14 protein-coding genes and 1 riboswitch are annotated in these 17,202 nt (G+C 69.9%); of the genes, 7 read left to right on the forward strand and 7 right to left on the reverse strand.

Annotated features, from left to right (window positions below):
- Nucleotides 1-38 precede the first annotated feature (38 nt).
- The gene (locus ACOYW6_RS06835; RefSeq protein ID WP_423140582.1) at nt 39-335 is read left to right on the forward strand and encodes a hypothetical protein; all 297 of its coding nucleotides are present in this window, start codon (nt 39-41) and stop codon (nt 333-335) included.
- A 158-nt stretch (nt 336-493) separates the two neighbouring features.
- Nucleotides 494-2,656 (forward strand): M3 family metallopeptidase, encoded by a 2,163-nt coding sequence (locus ACOYW6_RS06840; RefSeq protein ID WP_423140583.1) that lies wholly within the window; start codon nt 494-496, stop codon nt 2,654-2,656.
- Nucleotides 2,657-2,663: 7 nt separating this feature from the next.
- Here ACOYW6_RS06840 and ACOYW6_RS06845 read toward each other — a convergent pair whose 3' ends face one another.
- The 5 genes from ACOYW6_RS06845 to ACOYW6_RS06865 are packed head-to-tail and all read right to left on the reverse strand — an operon-like array spanning nt 2,664 to nt 7,792.
- Entirely contained in the window at nt 2,664-3,386 is a 723-nt protein-coding gene (locus ACOYW6_RS06845; protein WP_423140584.1) for a VIT1/CCC1 transporter family protein, read from the reverse strand.
- Nucleotides 3,383-4,129, reverse strand: a complete 747-nt coding sequence (locus tag ACOYW6_RS06850) for an ABC transporter ATP-binding protein (RefSeq protein ID WP_423140585.1) — start codon at nt 4,127-4,129, stop codon at nt 3,383-3,385. The genes ACOYW6_RS06845 and ACOYW6_RS06850 overlap by 4 nt, the downstream gene beginning before the upstream one ends.
- Nucleotides 4,129-5,061, reverse strand: a complete 933-nt coding sequence (locus ACOYW6_RS06855) for a FecCD family ABC transporter permease (RefSeq protein WP_423143085.1) — start codon at nt 5,059-5,061, stop codon at nt 4,129-4,131. The genes ACOYW6_RS06850 and ACOYW6_RS06855 overlap by 1 nt, the downstream gene beginning before the upstream one ends.
- Before the next feature lie 17 nt (nt 5,062-5,078).
- Nucleotides 5,079-5,903 carry an ABC transporter substrate-binding protein gene (locus ACOYW6_RS06860; protein WP_423140586.1) on the reverse strand — a complete coding sequence of 275 codons (825 nt, stop codon included), beginning with the start codon at nt 5,901-5,903 and terminating at the stop codon, nt 5,079-5,081.
- Entirely contained in the window at nt 5,900-7,792 is a 1,893-nt protein-coding gene (locus tag ACOYW6_RS06865; RefSeq protein WP_423140587.1) for a TonB-dependent receptor plug domain-containing protein, read from the reverse strand. Before ACOYW6_RS06865 ends, ACOYW6_RS06860 begins: the two co-directional genes overlap by 4 nt.
- Nucleotides 7,793-7,882: 90 nt before the next feature.
- Nucleotides 7,883-8,074, reverse strand: a riboswitch (cobalamin riboswitch).
- A 161-nt stretch (nt 8,075-8,235) separates the two neighbouring features.
- Between ACOYW6_RS06865 and ACOYW6_RS06870 the strand changes: the two genes are divergently transcribed.
- Complete coding sequence (locus ACOYW6_RS06870; RefSeq protein WP_423140588.1) at nt 8,236-8,580, forward strand: hypothetical protein; 345 nt, start codon at nt 8,236-8,238, stop codon at nt 8,578-8,580.
- Nucleotides 8,581-8,680: 100 nt separating this feature from the next.
- Nucleotides 8,681-10,594 (forward strand): putative bifunctional diguanylate cyclase/phosphodiesterase, encoded by a 1,914-nt coding sequence (locus ACOYW6_RS06875; protein ID WP_423140589.1) that lies wholly within the window; start codon nt 8,681-8,683, stop codon nt 10,592-10,594.
- Nucleotides 10,595-10,600: 6 nt separating this feature from the next.
- Here the strand turns inward: ACOYW6_RS06875 and ACOYW6_RS06880 are convergent, their stop codons facing one another.
- Together ACOYW6_RS06880 and ACOYW6_RS06885 are read right to left on the reverse strand one after the other, a co-directional pair.
- Nucleotides 10,601-11,359 carry a hypothetical protein gene (locus ACOYW6_RS06880; protein ID WP_423140590.1) on the reverse strand — a complete coding sequence of 253 codons (759 nt, stop codon included), beginning with the start codon at nt 11,357-11,359 and terminating at the stop codon, nt 10,601-10,603.
- 86 nt (nt 11,360-11,445) lie between these two features.
- The gene (locus ACOYW6_RS06885; RefSeq protein WP_423140591.1) at nt 11,446-12,165 is read right to left on the reverse strand and encodes a class I SAM-dependent methyltransferase; all 720 of its coding nucleotides are present in this window, start codon (nt 12,163-12,165) and stop codon (nt 11,446-11,448) included.
- A gap of 241 nt (nt 12,166-12,406) precedes the next feature.
- Between ACOYW6_RS06885 and mdh the strand changes: the two genes are divergently transcribed.
- The 3 genes from mdh to ACOYW6_RS06900 are packed head-to-tail and all read left to right on the forward strand — an operon-like array spanning nt 12,407 to nt 17,193.
- Entirely contained in the window at nt 12,407-13,384 is a 978-nt protein-coding gene (gene mdh, locus ACOYW6_RS06890) for a malate dehydrogenase (RefSeq protein ID WP_423140592.1), read from the forward strand.
- A gap of 34 nt (nt 13,385-13,418) precedes the next feature.
- A complete protein-coding gene (sucD, locus tag ACOYW6_RS06895; protein WP_423140593.1) occupies nt 13,419-14,309 on the forward strand; it encodes a succinate--CoA ligase subunit alpha in 891 nt (296 codons plus the stop codon).
- 55 nt (nt 14,310-14,364) lie between these two features.
- Nucleotides 14,365-17,193: a 2-oxoglutarate dehydrogenase E1 component gene (locus ACOYW6_RS06900; protein WP_423140594.1), complete on the forward strand. Its 2,829-nt coding sequence runs from the start codon at nt 14,365-14,367 to the stop codon at nt 17,191-17,193.
- Nucleotides 17,194-17,202 lie beyond the last annotated feature (9 nt).

Genomic DNA, 17,202 nt, shown 5'->3' on the forward strand with positions numbered 1-17,202 from the left:
GGCTTACTTACCCCGATGTCAGCAAGAGGAGTATTTCAATGAGCGTCGAAGGTACCTACGATGTCGTCGTCAAGTCGCCGATGGGCGACCAGTCGAGCAAGCTGACGGTCCAGCCCGATGGCGACCGCTTCACCGGTTCGATGGCCGGCGGCCTGGGCACGATGGACATTACCGACGGAACGGTGGAGGGCAACACCATCCGCTGGACGATGAACATGACCGTGCCGATGCCGATGGCGCTGGAATGCGAAGCCACGATCGATGGCGACAGCGTGACCGGCACCGTCAAGGCCGGCGCGTTCGGCGCCTTCCCGCTTTCGGGTTCGCGCTGCTAACCCACTGATGCGCATGCGAAGACAGGCCCCGCCGGATATGTCCGGCGGGGCTTGGCATATGCGGCTGGCGCGTTAGGCTGGGGGCAGGACATCGCCGCGCCAAGACAAGCGCGTTCATCGCCGAACGCCGCGCTGCGCGCCCACCAAGAAGGATCGCCATGACCCGTTTCGCATTCGCCTCGCTGGGCGCCATCGCGCTGGCCGGCTGCTCGACCGTGACCACCCGCCCCGCCATGACCCCGGCAGAGGCGCCGCCGCCGGCCGCGCCCGCCATTCCCGAACCGACCGGATATTTCGCCCAGCCGTCAGCCCTGCAATACGGCGCTCCCGATTTCACTAGGTTCACCGACGCCGACCTGCGCCCCGCGATCGAGCAGGGCATTGCCATCAAGCGCGCCGAAATCGCCGCCATCGCCGCCAATCCCGATGCCCCCACGTTCGACAACACGATCGTGGCGATGGAAAAGTCGGGCCGGATGCTGAGCCGCGCGGGATCGGTGCTGGGTTCGCTGACCGGCGCCAACACCAACCCCGTGCTCGACGCCACCGACGCCGCGGTTTCGCCCCAGTACGCGGCGCTGAACGACGCGATCTACCTCGACGACAAGCTGTTCGCGCGGGTCAGGACGCTGCATGACAACGCCGCCTCGCTGGGTCTCGACCCGGCGCAGGCGATGCTGCTGCAGCGCACCTACGATGATTTCGTCCGCTCCGGCGCGCAGCTATCGGCGGCCGACAAGGAAACGCTGAAAGGCTACAACCAGCAGCTTTCGAACCTGACCACGCAGTTCAGCCAGCTGCTGACCAAGGGCACCAACGCCGCCTCGCCCGCGTTCGACAAGGCGCAGCTGGCCGGCATGAGCGAAGGCGACCTTGCCGCCGCCGCCAAGGCCGCCGAAGCGCGCGGGATGGCGGGCAAGTACGTGATCCCGCTGCAGAACACGACGCAGCAGCCCTCGCTCCCCACGCTGGACAACCGCGCCACCCGCCAGGCCCTGTTCGACGCCAGCTGGACGCGCAGCGTTCGCGGCGACCAGTACGATACCCGCGCGCTGATCAAGCAGATCGTCGGCCTGCGCGCGCAGAAGGCGGCCCTGCTGGGCTATCCCGACTGGGCGACGCTGACGCTGCAGGACCGCATGGTGAAGACCCCGGCCGAGGCGCTGGGCTTCATGCAGCAGATGGTCCCGGCCCTGGCTGCCAAGCAGAAGGCCGAGGCTGCCGACCTCAATGCCTTCATCAGGAAGTCGGGCGGCAATTTTACCGTCACCCCGGCGGACTGGGACTATTATTCCGAGCGCCTGAAGAAGCAGCGCTACGCGATCGACGATGCCACCGTGAAGCCGTATTTCGAGCTGACAAACGTGCTGGAGAACGGCGTTTTCAAGGCTGCCAACGGCCTCTACGGGCTGACCTTCAAGCGCCGCACCGACTTGCCGACCTACAGCCCGGACGTGCGTACGTACGAGGTGTTCGATGCCGACGGATCGAGCCTTGCGCTGTTCTATCTCGACCCGTGGAAGCGCGACAACAAGCGCGGCGGCGCGTGGATGAGCAGCTTCTCGACCAATTCGGACCTGCTCGGCACGCGCCCGGTGGTCTACAACGTGGAGAATTTCGCCAAGCCCGCGCCCGGCCAGCCAGAACTGCTGGGCTGGGACGACGTGACGACGCTGTTCCACGAGTTCGGCCACGCGCTGCACGGCATGTTCTTCAAGGCCAATTACCCGGGCCTGGCGGGCACCGCGCGCGATTTCGTGGAGTTCCCCAGCCAGTTCAACGAGAACTGGGCGACCGAGCCGTCGGTCTTCGCCAGCTATGCCAGGCATTACAAGACCGGCGCGCCGATGCCGGCCGCGCTGGTCGCCAAGATTCGCGAATCCGCCAACTTCAACCAGGGCTACGCGCTGGGCGAAACGATGGAGGCGGCGCTGCTCGACATGAAGTGGCACGCGCTCAAGGCCGGCGAACCGGTGCCCGAGGTCAACGCGTTCGAGGCCGCCGCACTGAACGCCACCGGGCTGCAGGTGCAGACCGTGCCGCCGCGCTACCGCACCAGCTATTTCCGCCACATCATGTCGGGCGGCTATGCGGCCGGCTACTATGCCTACATCTGGACCGAGATGCTCGACCACGATGCCTTTGCGTGGTTCACCGCCAATGGCGGGCTGACGCGCGCCAACGGCCAGCGTTTCCGCGACATGGTGCTGAGCAAGGGCAGCAGCCTGGACTATGCCACCATGTACCGCGCCTTTGCCGGCCACGACCCGCAAGTCGGCCCGATGCTGGAAGCGCGCGGGCTGGCGCCGGCGAAGAAGTAGGAGACGGCTAGACCGCGGCGCCGAACAACCGGCCGACCGCCGCGGTCACCGCCATCGCCAGCGACCCGAAGCCGACCACGCGCAAGACCGCGCGGGCCAGCGGCGCGCCCCCCAGGTGCGCGCCGACCCCGCCCAGCACCGCCAGGCTGACCACGGTCACCGCGACGATGCCCCACAGCACGTTGCCGCCCGCCAGCAGCAGCGCGATCACCAGCGGCGGCGCGCCGCCGGCCAGGAACGACAGCGCCGAAGCGATCGCGGCCTGCAGCGGGTTGGCGACGTTGGTCTCGGTCAGCCCCAGTTCGTCGCGGCTGTGCGCGCCCACGACATCGGCCTTGGTCAGCGCGGTGGCGACCTGGTCCGCCAGGTCGGCCGACAGGCCGCGGCCGCGGTAGATCGCGGCCAGTTCGGCGTGTTCGCCCGCGGGGTCGTCGATCAGGTTCTGCCGTTCGCGCGCCAGGTCGGCGGCCTCGGCGTCGGACTGGCTGGACACGGAAACGTATTCGCCCGCGGCCATCGACATCGCGCCGGCGGCGATGCCCGCCACGCCGGTCAGTACCAGCTGGCCCTGGCTGGCCGCCGCTGCCGCCACGCCCACCATCAGGCTGGCAGTGGACACCAGCCCGTCGTTCGCGCCCAGCACGGCGGCGCGCAGCCACCCGCTGCGGGTGACGAAGTGAACCTCGGCATGAGCGGAAGGGGCGGGTGCGGCGCGGTCCGGGCTGGTCATGTACCGGGTGATAGCGCCGCCGCCGGGCCGACCGCAAGCGCACGCGCGCCGCGCGCGCCAAGCCAGCGTGCCGAAACCCCCCACACCGCCGCGATCACGGCGGGGGACAGCGCATCGTCCGGCGGGCCATCGGCCACGACGCGGCCCTGGCCCAGCACCACGACCCGGTCGGCGTGATTCATCGCCAGCGCCAGGTCGTGCAGGACCACCACTACGCCCATCCCATCGGCCGCCAAGGCGCGCAGGGTCGCGGCCAGCGCTTCGCGGTGCGCGAGGTCGAGCGCGGCGAGCGGCTCGTCCGCGAGCAGCCAGCGCGGGGTTCCCGCCAGCACCCGCGCCAGCATCGCCCGCGCGCGTTCGCCGCCCGACAGCGTCGACAGCGGCCGGTCGGCGAGCCCGGCAAGGTCCAAAGCCGCCAGCGCGCGGGCCACCGGCGCGGCATCTTCGTCGCCCCAAGGCAGGCGGCCCAGCCCCGCCAGCGTGCGCACCGATACGTCCCACGCCGCCTCGCCCGCTTGCGGCAGGTAGCCGATGCGGCGCGCCCGTTCGCGCGGCGTGATGGCGGCCAGCGGCGCCTCGCCAAGGGTCACCGGGCCGGCGCGGACAAGCCCGGCCAGCGCGGCGATCAGCGTCGACTTGCCGGCGCCGTTGGGACCGACGATGGCGGTCACCTCGCCCGGCCGCAGCGCCAGGGTGACGCGGTCCAGCCGTCCGGCAAGCGACAGGTCGTTTGCGGCGAGCATTATGTCAGCGTCCGGCGCAAGCGCATCAGCAGCAGCAGGAAGAACGGCGCGCCCAGCAGCGACAGGGCGACGCCGAGCCGCAATTCCCCGCCCGGCAGCGGCACCAGCCGGCAGACGGTGTCCGCCGCCAGCAGCAACACCGCGCCGCCAAGCGCGGACGGCACGATCAGGCGCGACGGGCGCCGGTCGGTAAAGGGGCGCACCGCGTGCGGCACCAGCAGGCCGACGAAGCCGATGATCCCCGCCACCGCCACGCCCGCGCCCACGGTCAGCCCGACGCCGGCGATCAGCAGCGCCTGCAGTCGCGCCGGATCGACGCCCAGGCTGCGCGCGGCATCCTCACCCAGCGTCATCGCGTCGAGCCCGCGCCCGGCCAGCCGCAGCACCGCGATGCCCGCCAGCGTCGCCGGCGCGGCAAGCGCGACGTCGCCCCACGACCGGTCAGCGACGGCGCCCATCAGCCAGGCGACGATCTCGGCCAGCGCGAAGGGCGAGGCGGCCAGGCTCAGCGCCAGGCTCATCAGCGCGCCGGCCAGGCTCGCCACCGTCAGCCCGGCAAGCGTGAACAGCAGCGCCGAGCCGCCGCGCCCGGCGATCAGCGCCAGCCCCGCCATCGCCAGCGCGGCGCCCGCCAGCGCCGCCCACGGCACCAGCGCCCCCGCGCCCAGCGACAGCGCGACGACCGCGCCGAGCGCCGCCGAGGGCGCGATCCCGAACAGCCCCGGATCGGCGAGCGGATTGCGCAGGTAGCCCTGCATCGCCGCACCCGCCGCGCCCAGCCCGGCGCCGACGATCAGCGCCAGCAGCGCGCGCGGCAGGCGCAGGTCGAGCAGGATCGCGTTGGCGTTGGGCAGCACCGGGTGGAACGGATCGATCCGCACCGGACCCGCCAGCAGCGACAGCGGCAGCAGCACCAGCAGCGCCGCCAGCATGACGATGACGGGCCGGCTCACAGGCTGCTCCGCGCCGCGCGCAGCGCCTCGGCAAGGCGCGGAATGGTCGGTCCGCCGCACCACAGCAGCGCCGGGTCGAGCGCGATCCGGCGGGTGCCGCGCAAGTGCGCCAGCACCGGGTGCGCCAGCATCCGGTCGCCCAAAGCCCATCCGCGCCCGCGCGCGCCGCCGGCCACGAATATGACCTGCGGCGGATCGGCGACGAGCCGCTCAAGCCCCAGCACGCTGCCCTGGCCCAGCCCGCGCGCGGCGACTGCGTTGGCAAAGCCGCTGCGCCGCATCAGGTCGGCCACCAGCGTGCCATCGCCAGCCACCAGCCCGCCGCCCTGCCACACGATCGCGGTGACGGGAGGGGGCGTTGGCGCGGCCACCGCGGCTTCGATCCGCGCCACCAGCGCCTCGCCGCGCGCGGGCTGGTGCGCCAGCGAAGCCAGGCGGCGGACTTGCGCGATGCTGTCCGCCACGGTCGCGGCGATGCCGACTCCTTCGTAAGCGATGCCCATGCGCGCATAGGCGCCGCGCGCCGCGGCGCCGTCGAACGGGCTGCCGATCACCAGGTCGGGGCGTGCCGCGGCCACCGTCTCGGTCCCGTCGGCCACCGCCAGCCGCCGCGCCAGTGCGACATCCATCGAGCTTTGCGACGGGTCGCGGCTATAGCGCGACACCGCCACGAGCTGCCCCGGCGCGGTCACTTCGGCCAGGATCGCATCGCTGCAGGGGTTGGTGCTGGCGATGCGCGGCAGGGCGTCCGCACGCGGCGGCGGAAGCGGGGCCGAGCACCCCGCCAGCGCCAGAGCGCCAAGGACCGCGGCGCGCGTCACAGCCGCAGCCGGACCCCGCCGTACGCCGCCCGCCCCTGCCAGCCATAGCCGGCGACGGTCTGCGCCCGTGCATCGGTCACGTTCTCCACCCGGCCATAGACCTCCAGTCGGTCGCCCAGCGGCAGGCTGGCGCGCAGCGTCAGCGTCGCGAACCCGTCAAGCGCGGTAAAGTGGCCGGCGTCGTCGAAGCTGTCGCCCACCAGCCGCGCGTCGGCGCCCAGCGCCACGCCGAGCGGCGTGGCCCAGTCCAGCCCGGCGAACAGCGTATGGCGCGGCCGGCGTGCCAGATCCAGGCGGGTGTCGCGGTCGAACGCGTGCAGGTAGGTATAGGCGGCCTGCGCGTGCAGGCGCGGGGTCGGCGACGCGCCGAGTTCCAGTTCCACGCCCTCGGCGCGGGTCCGGCCCAGGTTGGCGTAATAGCCGAACGGACGCGAGGCGCAGAGCCCGCCGGTGACGCCGAAGCACGACGCGAAGCCGATCTGGTCGCGGGTGTCGCGGCGAAAGCCGGTGAGCGCGACATGCAGCGCCCCGTTGCGATCGCCGCGTTCGATCCCGCCGTCGAAGCCGGTGCTGCGTTCGGGCGTCAGCGCCTCGTTCCCGTAGTCGGAGAACAGCTGGTAGAGCGTCGGCGCCTTGAAGCCCTGGCCCCAGCTGCCTTTCAGCCGCCATCCTGCGCCCAGTGCGTAGCTGGCATTGGCGCCCAGCGTGGTTGCCCCGCCGAAGCGCGAGTGATCGTCCTGGCGCACGCCGCCCGCGATGCTGAGCGCCGGTCCGTAATAGCCCAGCAGCGCGTGGGCCGAGGACAGCCGCGCCTTTGCCTCGGCATCGAACGTGGAGCGGAACCGCGTCCACTCGCTATCGGTGCCGAAGTCGACCGCGACGGGGCCGGCAAAGCGGTAACGGCCGGTCAGGTCGGCACGCTCGCTGCGGCCGACATAACCGTATTGCGGGCCGCTGCCGACGGTCGGATCGTAGTAGTCGCGCCGCGTGTCGGACAGGCCGAAACCGGCGTCGAGGTCGAGCGCGTCACTGCGCAGCCGCAGCCCGGCGCGGCCCGATGCCTCGCGGGTTGCCTGGTACTCGGGCGTGTCGGCAAACCTGTAGGCGGGCGCCGGATAGCCATCGATGTCGGTGCGGCTGTCGGCGTAGCGGCCGCTGGCGACGAGGGCGAGGTTGCCGTTGAGGTCAAAGCGGCCGCGCGCGGCGCCGCGCCACTGGCGAAAGCCGTCGGGTTCGGTTCCGCCTGCCGCGGCCGAGAACCCGTCGCTGCGGGTATAGCCGCCCGACAGCGCCAGCGCGCCGCGCGCGCCCGCGATGCCGGCGCTGGCCTGGCCGTCGAACGTGCGGTCGGCGCCGTATTCGGCGCGCGCTTCCAGCCCGGCGGGATCGCGGCTCGTCACCGCCAGCACCCCGCCGACGGCCTGGCTGCCCCAGACCACCGAGTTGGAGCCGCGCAGCAGGTCGATCCGTTCGATGCCGCCCGCCAGCAGCGTGCCGAAATCGTAGGCGCCGCCCGGTGAGGACACGTCGTTCACGCGCACCCCGTCGATCAGCACGAGCAATTGCTCGGCCTCGGCCCCGCGCACGCGCACCGCGGTCTGGCTGCCCAGCCCGCCCGATCGCGCCATCGCCACGCCGGGCGCGCGTTCGAGCACGCGAGTCAGGTCGGGACCCTGGATCCGGGCGATCTCGTCGGCGCCGATCACGGTTATCGGCTGGCCCAGCCAGTCGAGCCGGGTCTGGCTGCCGGTGGCGACGACGGTGATGATGTCGGCACGAACCGGGTCGGCAACGACGATGTCATCGCCGCCGGGCCCGGGCGCGGGCGCGGCGCAGGCCGGGGCGGCCAGGGCGAGCGATGCAGTGGTCAGGAATAGGTACTTGGACATGACGGCTCCCACGCAGGACGTTATCGTCCATGCGGGAGACGCGGCACCATTGCCCCGTCCACGCTGCACCCGGTACACCCCGCCCGGCTGCGGGAACGACCGTCATCGGCAGGTCTCCTGGCTCCCGGATCGCTGCGCGCGTCCCGCCTTCCCGGTTGCCCAGTGGCGTTGTGGGACGCTTGCTCCCCGGTCACAGTTGCGGGGGCAGCGGGGGATGTTCGCCCCCTTCCCTCTTAGGCCCGGCCCCTTCTGCAAGAAACCGGACAACCCATGACGTCGACGGCGCCGTTAGCGCCGCGCTCGTTCCCGCGCAAGCGCGGCGACCTGCACCACGGGCAAGCCCGGATGAGAAGGTAAACGCAAATCAACCATGCCGCTGCACGAACCCTTAGCGGCCGCGCGGCTACCACGCGGCACCCCCCAAGCAGTCCGGAAATTCGATCATGCCCCTTCATTTCGCCGCCGCCCGCCCCGCCTATTGCGCGCTGGCCGGGCGCCGCCTGACTCGCCGCGTCGCCACCCGCGCCGCCAACGACAACGGGTCCGACCTGTTTGCCAGCGATGCGCTGCAGCGCGCCGCGCGGCGCCACGCCCTGGTCCACGGTCCCGAAGCCGCCGCCCACGCGCACGACCTGGCAGAGCGCGCGTTCTTCGCCGGCGATAGCGACACCTACCGCTGGTGGCTGGGGGTGAGCCGCACGCTCGACCGCACCGCCGCGCACATGCTGGCGGCGCGCAGCGCGGGTGCCAACGATGCCGAAAGCCCCTTCACGCGAGAGCGGGTGTAACCTCGAAATTAACCATTCGGTGACCGTTGTTCCCTACATGCGAACGCAAGGGCACGAACGGGGAGCGAAGACGATACACCGCTGGCGGCGCATTCTGCGGGTGCTCTTGAGCACCAATGCCATCGACGACCGGGTCCGCCAGACCCTGGTGCAGACCCTCTATACCCAGCCCACCAGCCTGGCGATGGGCGCGGCGGCGGGCATCCTGACCACCTCGGTCGTTGCGATCTATGCCTCGCAGCCCGCCATTACGTTCGCAACGGTGCTGCTTTGCGTGGTCGCGTTCGCGCGCGTGGCGCTGTCCACGATGCTGCCGCGGCTGGGGGTCGAGAATCCCCGCCGACTGGAAATCGCTTACGAGGCGGGGGCGTTTTCCTATGCCTTCCTGATCGGGCTGATCGCGGCGATGACGATCCATTTCCACTCCCTGCCCGCGGCGCAGGTGCTGATGGTGGCCAACGCGGTCGGCTATGCCACCGGGATCGCGGCGCGCAACGCCGGTCGGCCGTTGCTGGCGATCGGCCAGATGCTGCTGACCTTCATCCCGATCGTGATCGTGGCCGGCACATCGCCAGAGCCTGCCTTCAAGATGCTCGCGGTGTCGGTGGCGCTGCTGGCGCCGGCGATGATGTCGATCACCATCAACGTCTTCCGCGTGCTGCGGTCCTCGGTCGCGGCGGCCGAAACCAGTGCGCGCCTGGCCGAACGCATGCAGCACCTGGCCCGGACCGACGTGGTGACCGGGCTGTGCAACCGCGCGGGCCTGGATCACGCGCTCGCCGAGCATCTCGAGCGCCGCAAGCCGGGCGGCTGTTTCGCGCTGTTCTGGCTCGACCTCGACCGGTTCAAGGACATCAACGATTCGCTCGGCCACCAGACCGGCGACAAGATCCTGGCCGAAGTGGCGCGGCGGCTGCGCGCGCGGCTGGCCAATTCGGGCGTGCTCGGCCGCTTCGGCGGCGACGAGTTCGTGATCGCGTGCGAGGCGCGCGACCGCCGCGAAGTGGAGAACCTGGCGCTGGCGCTGCTGGGCGACGTGTGCCGCACGTTCCGCATCGACGAGGACCGTATCGAGATCGGCTGCTCGATCGGGGTCGCCATGCTGCCCGACGATGGCGACGACCTCGACACGCTGATGAAGGGCGCCGACGTCGCGCTCTACCACGCCAAGGTCAATGGCCGGAAGCAGGTCAGCTTCTTCGATCCCAGCATGACCCGCGACCTGGTGCGCCGGCGCGAGATCGAGGCCGAGCTGCGGCTGGCGCTGCAGCGCGACGAGCTGTCGATCTTCTTTCAGCCGATCGTCGACCTGGCCACCGGCAAGATCCGCGCGTTCGAGGCGCTGGTGCGCTGGTTCCACCCCGAAAAGGGCGAGCTGCGCCCCGACGAGTTCATCCCCGTGGCCGAGGAAACCGGCGCCATCGTCACGCTGGGGAACTGGATCACCGCGCAGGCCGCCAAGGCCGCCGCCGGCTGGCCCGAGGACGTGACCGTCGCGGTCAACCTCTCGCCGGTGCAGATCAAGGCGCCGGGCGCGGCGCTGGGCATCCTCAACGCGCTGCGCGAAGCACGCCTGCCGCCCGAGCGGCTTGAGCTGGAGATCACCGAGACGGTCCTGCTCGACCAGACCAAGCAGACCGAGGATTTCATGACCGAGCTTGCCGAGGCCGGCGTGCGCTTCGCGCTCGACGATTTCGGCACCGGCTATTCCTCGCTCGGCTACCTGGCCAAGTACAAGTTCGGCAAGATCAAGGTCGACCGCAGCTTCGTGTCGGGCATCAACGCCGGCAAGACCAGCGACGCGATTATCCGCGCGGTGTCCGAAATGGCGCTGACGTTGGACATGGAAATCGTCGCCGAGGGCATCGAAACGATCGAGCAGGTCGCCGCGGTGCGCGACGCCGGCTGCACGCTGGGCCAGGGCTATTACTTCAGCCGCGCCGTGCCCGATTACCTCGCCACGATGCTGCTGTCCCAGGAACGCGACCGCATGCCCAAGCTGGCGGCGGGCTGACCGGCGTCAACCGGCGTCGGCGCTGCCCGCAAGGCTTCCGTCGTCCTTCACCCTGCGGAAATCGAAGCGGATTCGGACCCAGGTGCCGACCTGGTATTGCGCCCCCGATCGCGGCGGGCGGACCAGGAACTGCCACGCCGCGTTGCGCAGCCCGCGCGACAGGCCGAGGCCGAGCGGTGCCTCGGACAAGGGCTGGCAATTCTCGACGTGGAAATGCTCGATCGTCTGGCAGGCGATCGTCGCCCAGGCGCCGGCCGGCACGCCGCGCTTGGGCAGGTAGGTGACCAGCTCGGCATCGCTCGGCTCGCGCACCCATTCGGCGGGGAACAGCTGCTCGCCGCCGGGCCCCTCGCCCGGCCCGTAGACCGGCTTGCCCGAACCTGCCGCGGCCCCGCCGGTCTTGCCCAGCTTGCCGATGTCGGACGCGGCGAAGTCGGCACTCGATACGGCGACGAAGGCGGGCCTGGGCTGCAGCGCGACGATGGCGCGGGGCGGCGTCACGCGCGGCTGCGGCGGGGCGGCGGCGGGCTGTCGCGCCGCGTCGGTGCGATGGCTGGCAGCGGCGGCGGCCGGCTGGTCATGCCCGAAATCGACCGCCACCAGCCGCGATCCCGGAACCTGCGGATCGGCGCCGAACGCGCCCATGCGGATCAGCATCAGCAGCAGCAGCGCCACCATCGCGCCCGCGAACAGCAATCCGCCTAGCCGCCCTTCGGCAGAGGCGCGGTAGGCGGCGAACTGGGGCGGGGAAACGGCGGGCGTCACGCGGCGGGCGCCTACACCCGGCGTGCCGGCGCCGCAAACGCCGATGCGCGGCTGCGACAATTTGCGGCAAGCCGGGCGGAGCTTCGTCAGCCAGGCGGCGGATCGGCGTAACCGATATCGCGCAGCGGCATGGCCTTGCGCCCATGCGTCAGGCACCGCGACGATTTGCGCGCATAGTCCCAGCCGGCAATCTTTCGGGCCACGACGACGCATTCGGGCGCCGCCCACATCCCCACCGTGTCGAGGAAGCGGCCCTTGCCCATCGTCATCTCGGAAATCTCGAAGCCGGCATAAGCGATCGTCGCCCGCAGCGTGGCCGGGGTGAAGAAATTGACGTGGTCGGCGGCGGCCCAACCGCGCAAGTGCCTCTGGCGCGGCGCCAGCCGGCGCAGCGGGCTCATCAGCGGCACCGTAATGAAGGCGAGGCCCTCGGCGCGCAGTATGCGCGCGATCGCGCGCAGGAACAGGTGCGGGCTGTCGACATGCTCGAACACGTCGCAGCACCACACCGCGTCGACCGCCGGGGCCGCGATCCGCTCCATGTCGCCGCAGTGGACGTCGAGGCCGTGCGCGCGGGCCCAGGCGGCCGCTTCGGGGTTCAGCTCGACGCCGTACGACCCTGGCCCGAAATGCTGCAGCGCGCTGCCGTATGCGCAGCCGACGTCGGCAACCGCCAGCCGGTCGAGCCCGTAGCGGCGGATCGCGTAGCGCTGGAAGTGCGGCGGGGGGCGGCCGAACCACTTGGCGACGATGGCGGCGTCGGCCACGCTCGCAGGGTCGATGCCCGCAATTCGGTTCCCGTTCATGGGCCGAACCTACAAGGGGCGCGGCGGGCGGCAAGCGGACAGTGCGGCCGGGTGAAGCCTCTCGAAAATACTGCGTTGCTAATGCGAACTATTCGCACAAAATGGCTTGATTCCGCGCTTGCCATCGCCATGTGGTGGGCCTAGGGCGGGCCGTCACCGGGCTGGCCGCTTGCGTGTTCGCGGGACTTTGCCGGCCAGCCGATCGCCGACCCCCGCGAATTCGGGAAGGAACGAACGGACTATGGCTGCTACAGCGACTGCGCGCCGCAAGATCGCGCTTATCGGCGCGGGCAACATCGGTGGCACGCTCGCCCACCTCGCCGCGCTAAAGGGCCTTGGCGATATCGTCCTGTTCGACGTGGTGGAAGGCGTGCCCCAGGGCAAGGCGCTCGACCTGTCGCAATGCGGCCCGGTCGAAGGCTTCGACGCGAAGATCACCGGCACCAACGACTATGCCGACATTGCCGGGGCCGACGTGATCATCGTCACCGCCGGCGTTGCCCGCAAGCCGGGCATGAGCCGCGATGACCTGCTGGGCATCAACCTGAAAGTGATGAAGGCCGTGGGCGAAGGCATCGCCGCCAATGCGCCCGACGCCTTCGTGATCTGCATCACCAACCCGCTCGACGCGATGGTCTGGGCGCTGCGCGAATTTTCCGGCCTGCCGCACAACAAGGTCGTCGGCATGGCCGGCGTGCTGGATTCGGCACGCTTCGCCACCTTCCTGGCGTGGGAGTTCGGCGTCTCGGTCAAGGACGTGAACGCCTTCGTGCTGGGCGGCCACGGCGACACGATGGTCCCGGTGCTGTCCTATTCCACGATCAGCGGCATCCCGGTCCATGACCTTGCCAAGATCAAGGGCGTCGATGCCGCCAAGCTCGACGAGATCGTCAAGCGCACCCGCGGCGGCGGCGGCGAGATCGTCGGCCTGCTCAAGACCGGCAGCGCCTTCTACGCCCCGGCCACCAGCGGCATCGCGATGGCCGAGGCCTATCTCTATGACCAGAAGCGCATCCTGCCCGTCGCCGCGCATGTCGACGGAAAGTACGGTCTGAACGGCCTGTACGTCGGCGTGCCCGCGGTGATCGGCGCCGGCGGCATCGAGGAAGTGGTCGAGATCGCCCTCTCGGACGAGGAAAAGGCCAATCTCAAGGTCTCCACCGAGGCGGTCGAGGAACTGCTGGTCGCCTGCCGAAACCTCGACGGCTCGCTCGCCTGAGCTTCCCTTTTTCCGGATCAGGAAGGATATTCCGATGAGCATTCTCGTCGACAAGAACACCAAGGTCATCACCCAGGGGATGACCGGCAACACCGGCAAGTTCCACACCGAACAGGCGCTGGCTTACGGCACGCAGATGGTCGCGGGCGTGACGCCGGGCAAGGGCGGCGAAAGCCTGCTGGGCCTGCCGATCTACGACACGGTGGCCGAGGCCAAGGCGATGACCGGCGCCACCGCCAGCTGCATCTACGTGCCGCCGCCGTTCGCCGCCGATTCCATCCTCGAGGCGATCGACGCCCAGGTCGAGCTGATCGTCTGCATCACCGAGGGTATCCCGGTAATGGACATGGTCCGCGTCAAGCGCGCGCTGACCGGTTCGAAGTCGCGCCTGATCGGACCCAACTGCCCCGGCGTGCTGACCCCCAACGAATGCAAGATCGGCATCATGCCGGGCTCCATTTTCAAGAAGGGCAGCGTCGGCGTCGTCAGCCGTTCGGGCACGCTGACGTACGAAGCCGTGTTCCAGACCAGCCAGATCGGCCTTGGCCAGACCACCGCGGTGGGCATCGGCGGCGACCCGGTGAACGGGACGAACTTCATCGACATGCTCGAACTGTTCCTGGCCGACGATGAGACCAAGTCGATCATCATGATCGGCGAGATCGGCGGATCGGCCGAGGAAGAAGCCGCCCAGTTCCTCAAGGACGAGGCCAGGCGCGGCCGCAAGAAGCCGATGGCCGGCTTCATCGCCGGGCTGACCGCCCCGCCGGGCCGCCGCATGGGCCATGCCGGCGCGATCGTTTCGGGCGGCGAAGGCGGCGCGGAAGGCAAGATCGCGGCGATGGAAGAGGCCGGCATCCGTGTTGCCGCCTCCCCCAGCGAGCTTGGCACCACGCTCGACGCGGTCCTCAAGGAACTTGCCTGACGGCTGCGCGCTTCCTGACGGGAGCGCGACCGCCAGGTCATAAGGAGCCCTGACGATGGGCAACGAACTGCACGATTTCCTTCCCGACGATCCGCAGCCGGGGCCAAGCTGGCAGCGCGCCGGCTGGCCCGCGGTGGGCGGCGCCGCCGAGGACGACCTGACCCAGGCGCTTGACCCGACGACGCTGACCGGCGCGGTCAAGGCGGCGGCGAAGAAGGACGGCGCGCCCGCCCTGGACGGCGCGGCGCTGGAACAGGCGTGCATGGATTCGATCCGCGCGATGATGCTGATCCGCACGTACCGGGTGCGCGGGCACCTGGCCGCCGATCTCGATCCGCTGGGGCTGTCCAAGCAGGAGCTGCCCGCGGATCTTTCCGCCGCGTGGCACGGCTTCGACACCGCGGCGATGGACCGCAAGGTTTACCTGGGCGGCGCATTCGGAATGACCTGGGCAACCGTGCGCGAGCTCGAAGCCGTCCTCAAGGCCAATTACTGCGGCAAGGTCGGCTTCGAATACATGCACATCGCCGATGTCGAGGAACGCCGCTTCATCCAGGACCGGATCGAGGGCGGCGACAAGTCGATCGACTTCACCGCCACCGGCAAGAAGGCGATCCTGGCCGCGGTGATCCGCGGTGAGCAGTACGAGAAGTTCCTCGGCAAGAAGTACGTCGGCACCAAGCGGTTCGGCCTCGACGGCGGGGAATCGATGATTCCCGCGCTGGAAGCCGTGATCAAGTACGGCGGCCAGCTGGGCGTGCGCGAGATCGTCTACGGCATGGCGCACCGCGGCCGGCTCAACGTGCTGGCGAACGTGCTGGCCAAGCCCTACAAGGTGATCTTCCACGAATTCTCGGGCGGCACCGCCAATCCCGAGGACGTCGGCGGGTCGGGCGACGTCAAGTATCACCTCGGCACCAGCGGCGACCGCGAATTCGACGGCATCAAGGTTCACATGAGCCTGGTGCCCAACCCCAGCCACCTCGAGACGGTCGACCCGGTCGTGCTGGGCAAGACCCGCGCCAACCAGTCGGTCCGCGACGATATCGGCGAAGGCAAGCACAAGCAGGTCCTGCCGGTGCTGATCCACGGCGACGCGGCCTTTGCGGGCCAGGGCATCGTCTGGGAGTGCTTCGGCTTTTCCGGCGTGAAGGGCTACAACACCGGCGGCTGCATCCACTTCGTCATCAACAACCAGATCGGCTTCACCACCAGCCCCCAGTTCAGCCGCGGGTCGCCGTACCCGTCGGACGTGGCCAAGGGCGTGATGGCGCCGATCCTCCACGTCAACGGCGACGATCCCGAGGCGGTGACCTTCGCCTGCAAGCTGGCGATCGATTACCGCCAGACGTTCGGGCGCGACATCGTGATCGACATGTGGTGCTATCGCCGCTTCGGCCATAACGAGGGCGACGAGCCCAGTTTCACCCAGCCGCTGATGTACCAGCAGATCCGTCAGCATCCCGCCGTCAGCGCGCTCTATGCCGCGCGGCTGGAACAGCAGGGCGTGATCGCCAAGGGCGACGCCGCGACACTGGAAGCGCAGTTCACCGCCACGCTGGAAGAGGAATTCGAAGCCTCCAAGAGCTACAAGGCCAATGCTGCCGACTGGTTCGGCGGCCGCTGGACCGGCCTGCACGCCCCCGCCGACCCGGAGACCGCGCGCCGCAATGTTTCCACCGGCATCGAGCAGAAGCTGTTCGACAGCCTGGGCCGTACTCTGACCACGGTTCCCGACGGCGTGACGATCCACAAGACGCTGGGCCGCGTGCTCGACGCCAAGCGCGAGATGTTCAAGGGCGGCAGCGGTTTCGACTGGGCGACGGCCGAGGCGCTCGCATTCGGCAGCCTGCTGTCCGAAGGGTACGGCGTGCGCCTGTCGGGCCAGGATTCGGGGCGCGGCACGTTCAGCCAGCGCCACGCCGTCTGGGTCGACCAGACGACCGAGGCCAAGTACGTGCCGCTGTCCACCGTTCCGCACGGCACGTTCGAGGTCCACGACAGCCCGCTCAGCGAATACGGCGTGCTGGGCTTTGAATACGGCTACGCCAGTGCCGAGCCGAAAAGCCTGGTGCTGTGGGAAGCGCAGTTCGGCGATTTCGCCAACGGCGCGCAGATCGTGATCGACCAGTACATCGCCGCATCGGAAGCGAAGTGGCTGCGCGCCAACGGCCTGGTGCTGCTTCTGCCGCACGGTTACGAAGGCCAGGGGCCGGAGCATTCGTCGGCGCGGCTGGAACGGTACCTGCAGCTGTGCGCGCAGGACAACATGCAGGTCTGCAACATCACCAGCCCGGCCAATTACTTCCACGTCCTGCGCCGGCAGATGCACCGGCCGTTCCGCAAGCCGCTGATCATCATGACGCCCAAGAGCCTGCTGCGCCATCCGCTGGCCCGCAGCGAAGCGTCGGAGTTCGTCGGCGAGGCGCACTTCAAGCGGATCCTGTCGGACCGCAACGGCGCCGCCGATGCCGAGACGAAGCGCGTCGTGCTGTGCTCGGGCAAGGTTGCCTACGACCTGATGGAAGCGCGCGACGGCGCCGGGGTCACCGACACGCAGATCATCCGGATCGAGCAGATCTACCCCTTCCCCGGCGAACCGCTGGCGCTGCGCCTGTCGAAGATGCCGAACCTGGAAGACGTGGTCTGGTGCCAGGAAGAGCCGAAGAACAACGGTGCCTGGTTCTTCGTCGAGCCGATGGTGGAAGAGGCGCTTGCCGCTGCAAAGGCCGGTGTCGCGCGGGCCCGCTATGCCGGCCGCACCGCCGCCGCCTCGCCCGCGACCGGCCTTGCCAAGCGCCACGCCGCCGAACAGACCGCGCTGGTTGCCGATGCGCTGGCGCTGTCGGTCCGGTCCGAAATCCGCCGCAAGCAGAAGGCCTGAACCGGCCAG

The sequence above is a fragment of the Parablastomonas sp. CN1-191 genome (assembly GCF_049354825.1).
Lineage (GTDB): Bacteria > Pseudomonadota > Alphaproteobacteria > Sphingomonadales > Sphingomonadaceae > Novosphingobium.

Excerpts from the sequence above, each read along its gene's own strand:
- ACOYW6_RS06840 (WP_423140583.1), top strand. The coding sequence starts at position 494 with ATGACCCGTTTCGCATTCGCCTCGCTGGGCGCCATCGCGCTGGCCGGC.
- ACOYW6_RS06855 (WP_423143085.1), bottom strand. The coding sequence starts at position 5,061 with ATGCTGGCGGCGCTGCTGGTGCTGCTGCCGCTGTCGCTGCTGGCGGGT.
- ACOYW6_RS06885 (WP_423140591.1), bottom strand. The coding sequence starts at position 12,165 with ATGAACGGGAACCGAATTGCGGGCATCGACCCTGCGAGCGTGGCCGAC.
- ACOYW6_RS06845 (WP_423140584.1), bottom strand. The coding sequence starts at position 3,386 with ATGACCAGCCCGGACCGCGCCGCACCCGCCCCTTCCGCTCATGCCGAG.
- ACOYW6_RS06900 (WP_423140594.1), top strand. The coding sequence starts at position 14,365 with ATGGGCAACGAACTGCACGATTTCCTTCCCGACGATCCGCAGCCGGGG.
- ACOYW6_RS06835 (WP_423140582.1), top strand. The coding sequence starts at position 39 with ATGAGCGTCGAAGGTACCTACGATGTCGTCGTCAAGTCGCCGATGGGC.
- mdh (WP_423140592.1), top strand. The coding sequence starts at position 12,407 with ATGGCTGCTACAGCGACTGCGCGCCGCAAGATCGCGCTTATCGGCGCG.
- sucD (WP_423140593.1), top strand. The coding sequence starts at position 13,419 with ATGAGCATTCTCGTCGACAAGAACACCAAGGTCATCACCCAGGGGATG.
- ACOYW6_RS06870 (WP_423140588.1), top strand. The coding sequence starts at position 8,236 with ATGCCCCTTCATTTCGCCGCCGCCCGCCCCGCCTATTGCGCGCTGGCC.
- ACOYW6_RS06850 (WP_423140585.1), bottom strand. The coding sequence starts at position 4,129 with ATGCTCGCCGCAAACGACCTGTCGCTTGCCGGACGGCTGGACCGCGTC.
- ACOYW6_RS06865 (WP_423140587.1), bottom strand. The coding sequence starts at position 7,792 with ATGTCCAAGTACCTATTCCTGACCACTGCATCGCTCGCCCTGGCCGCC.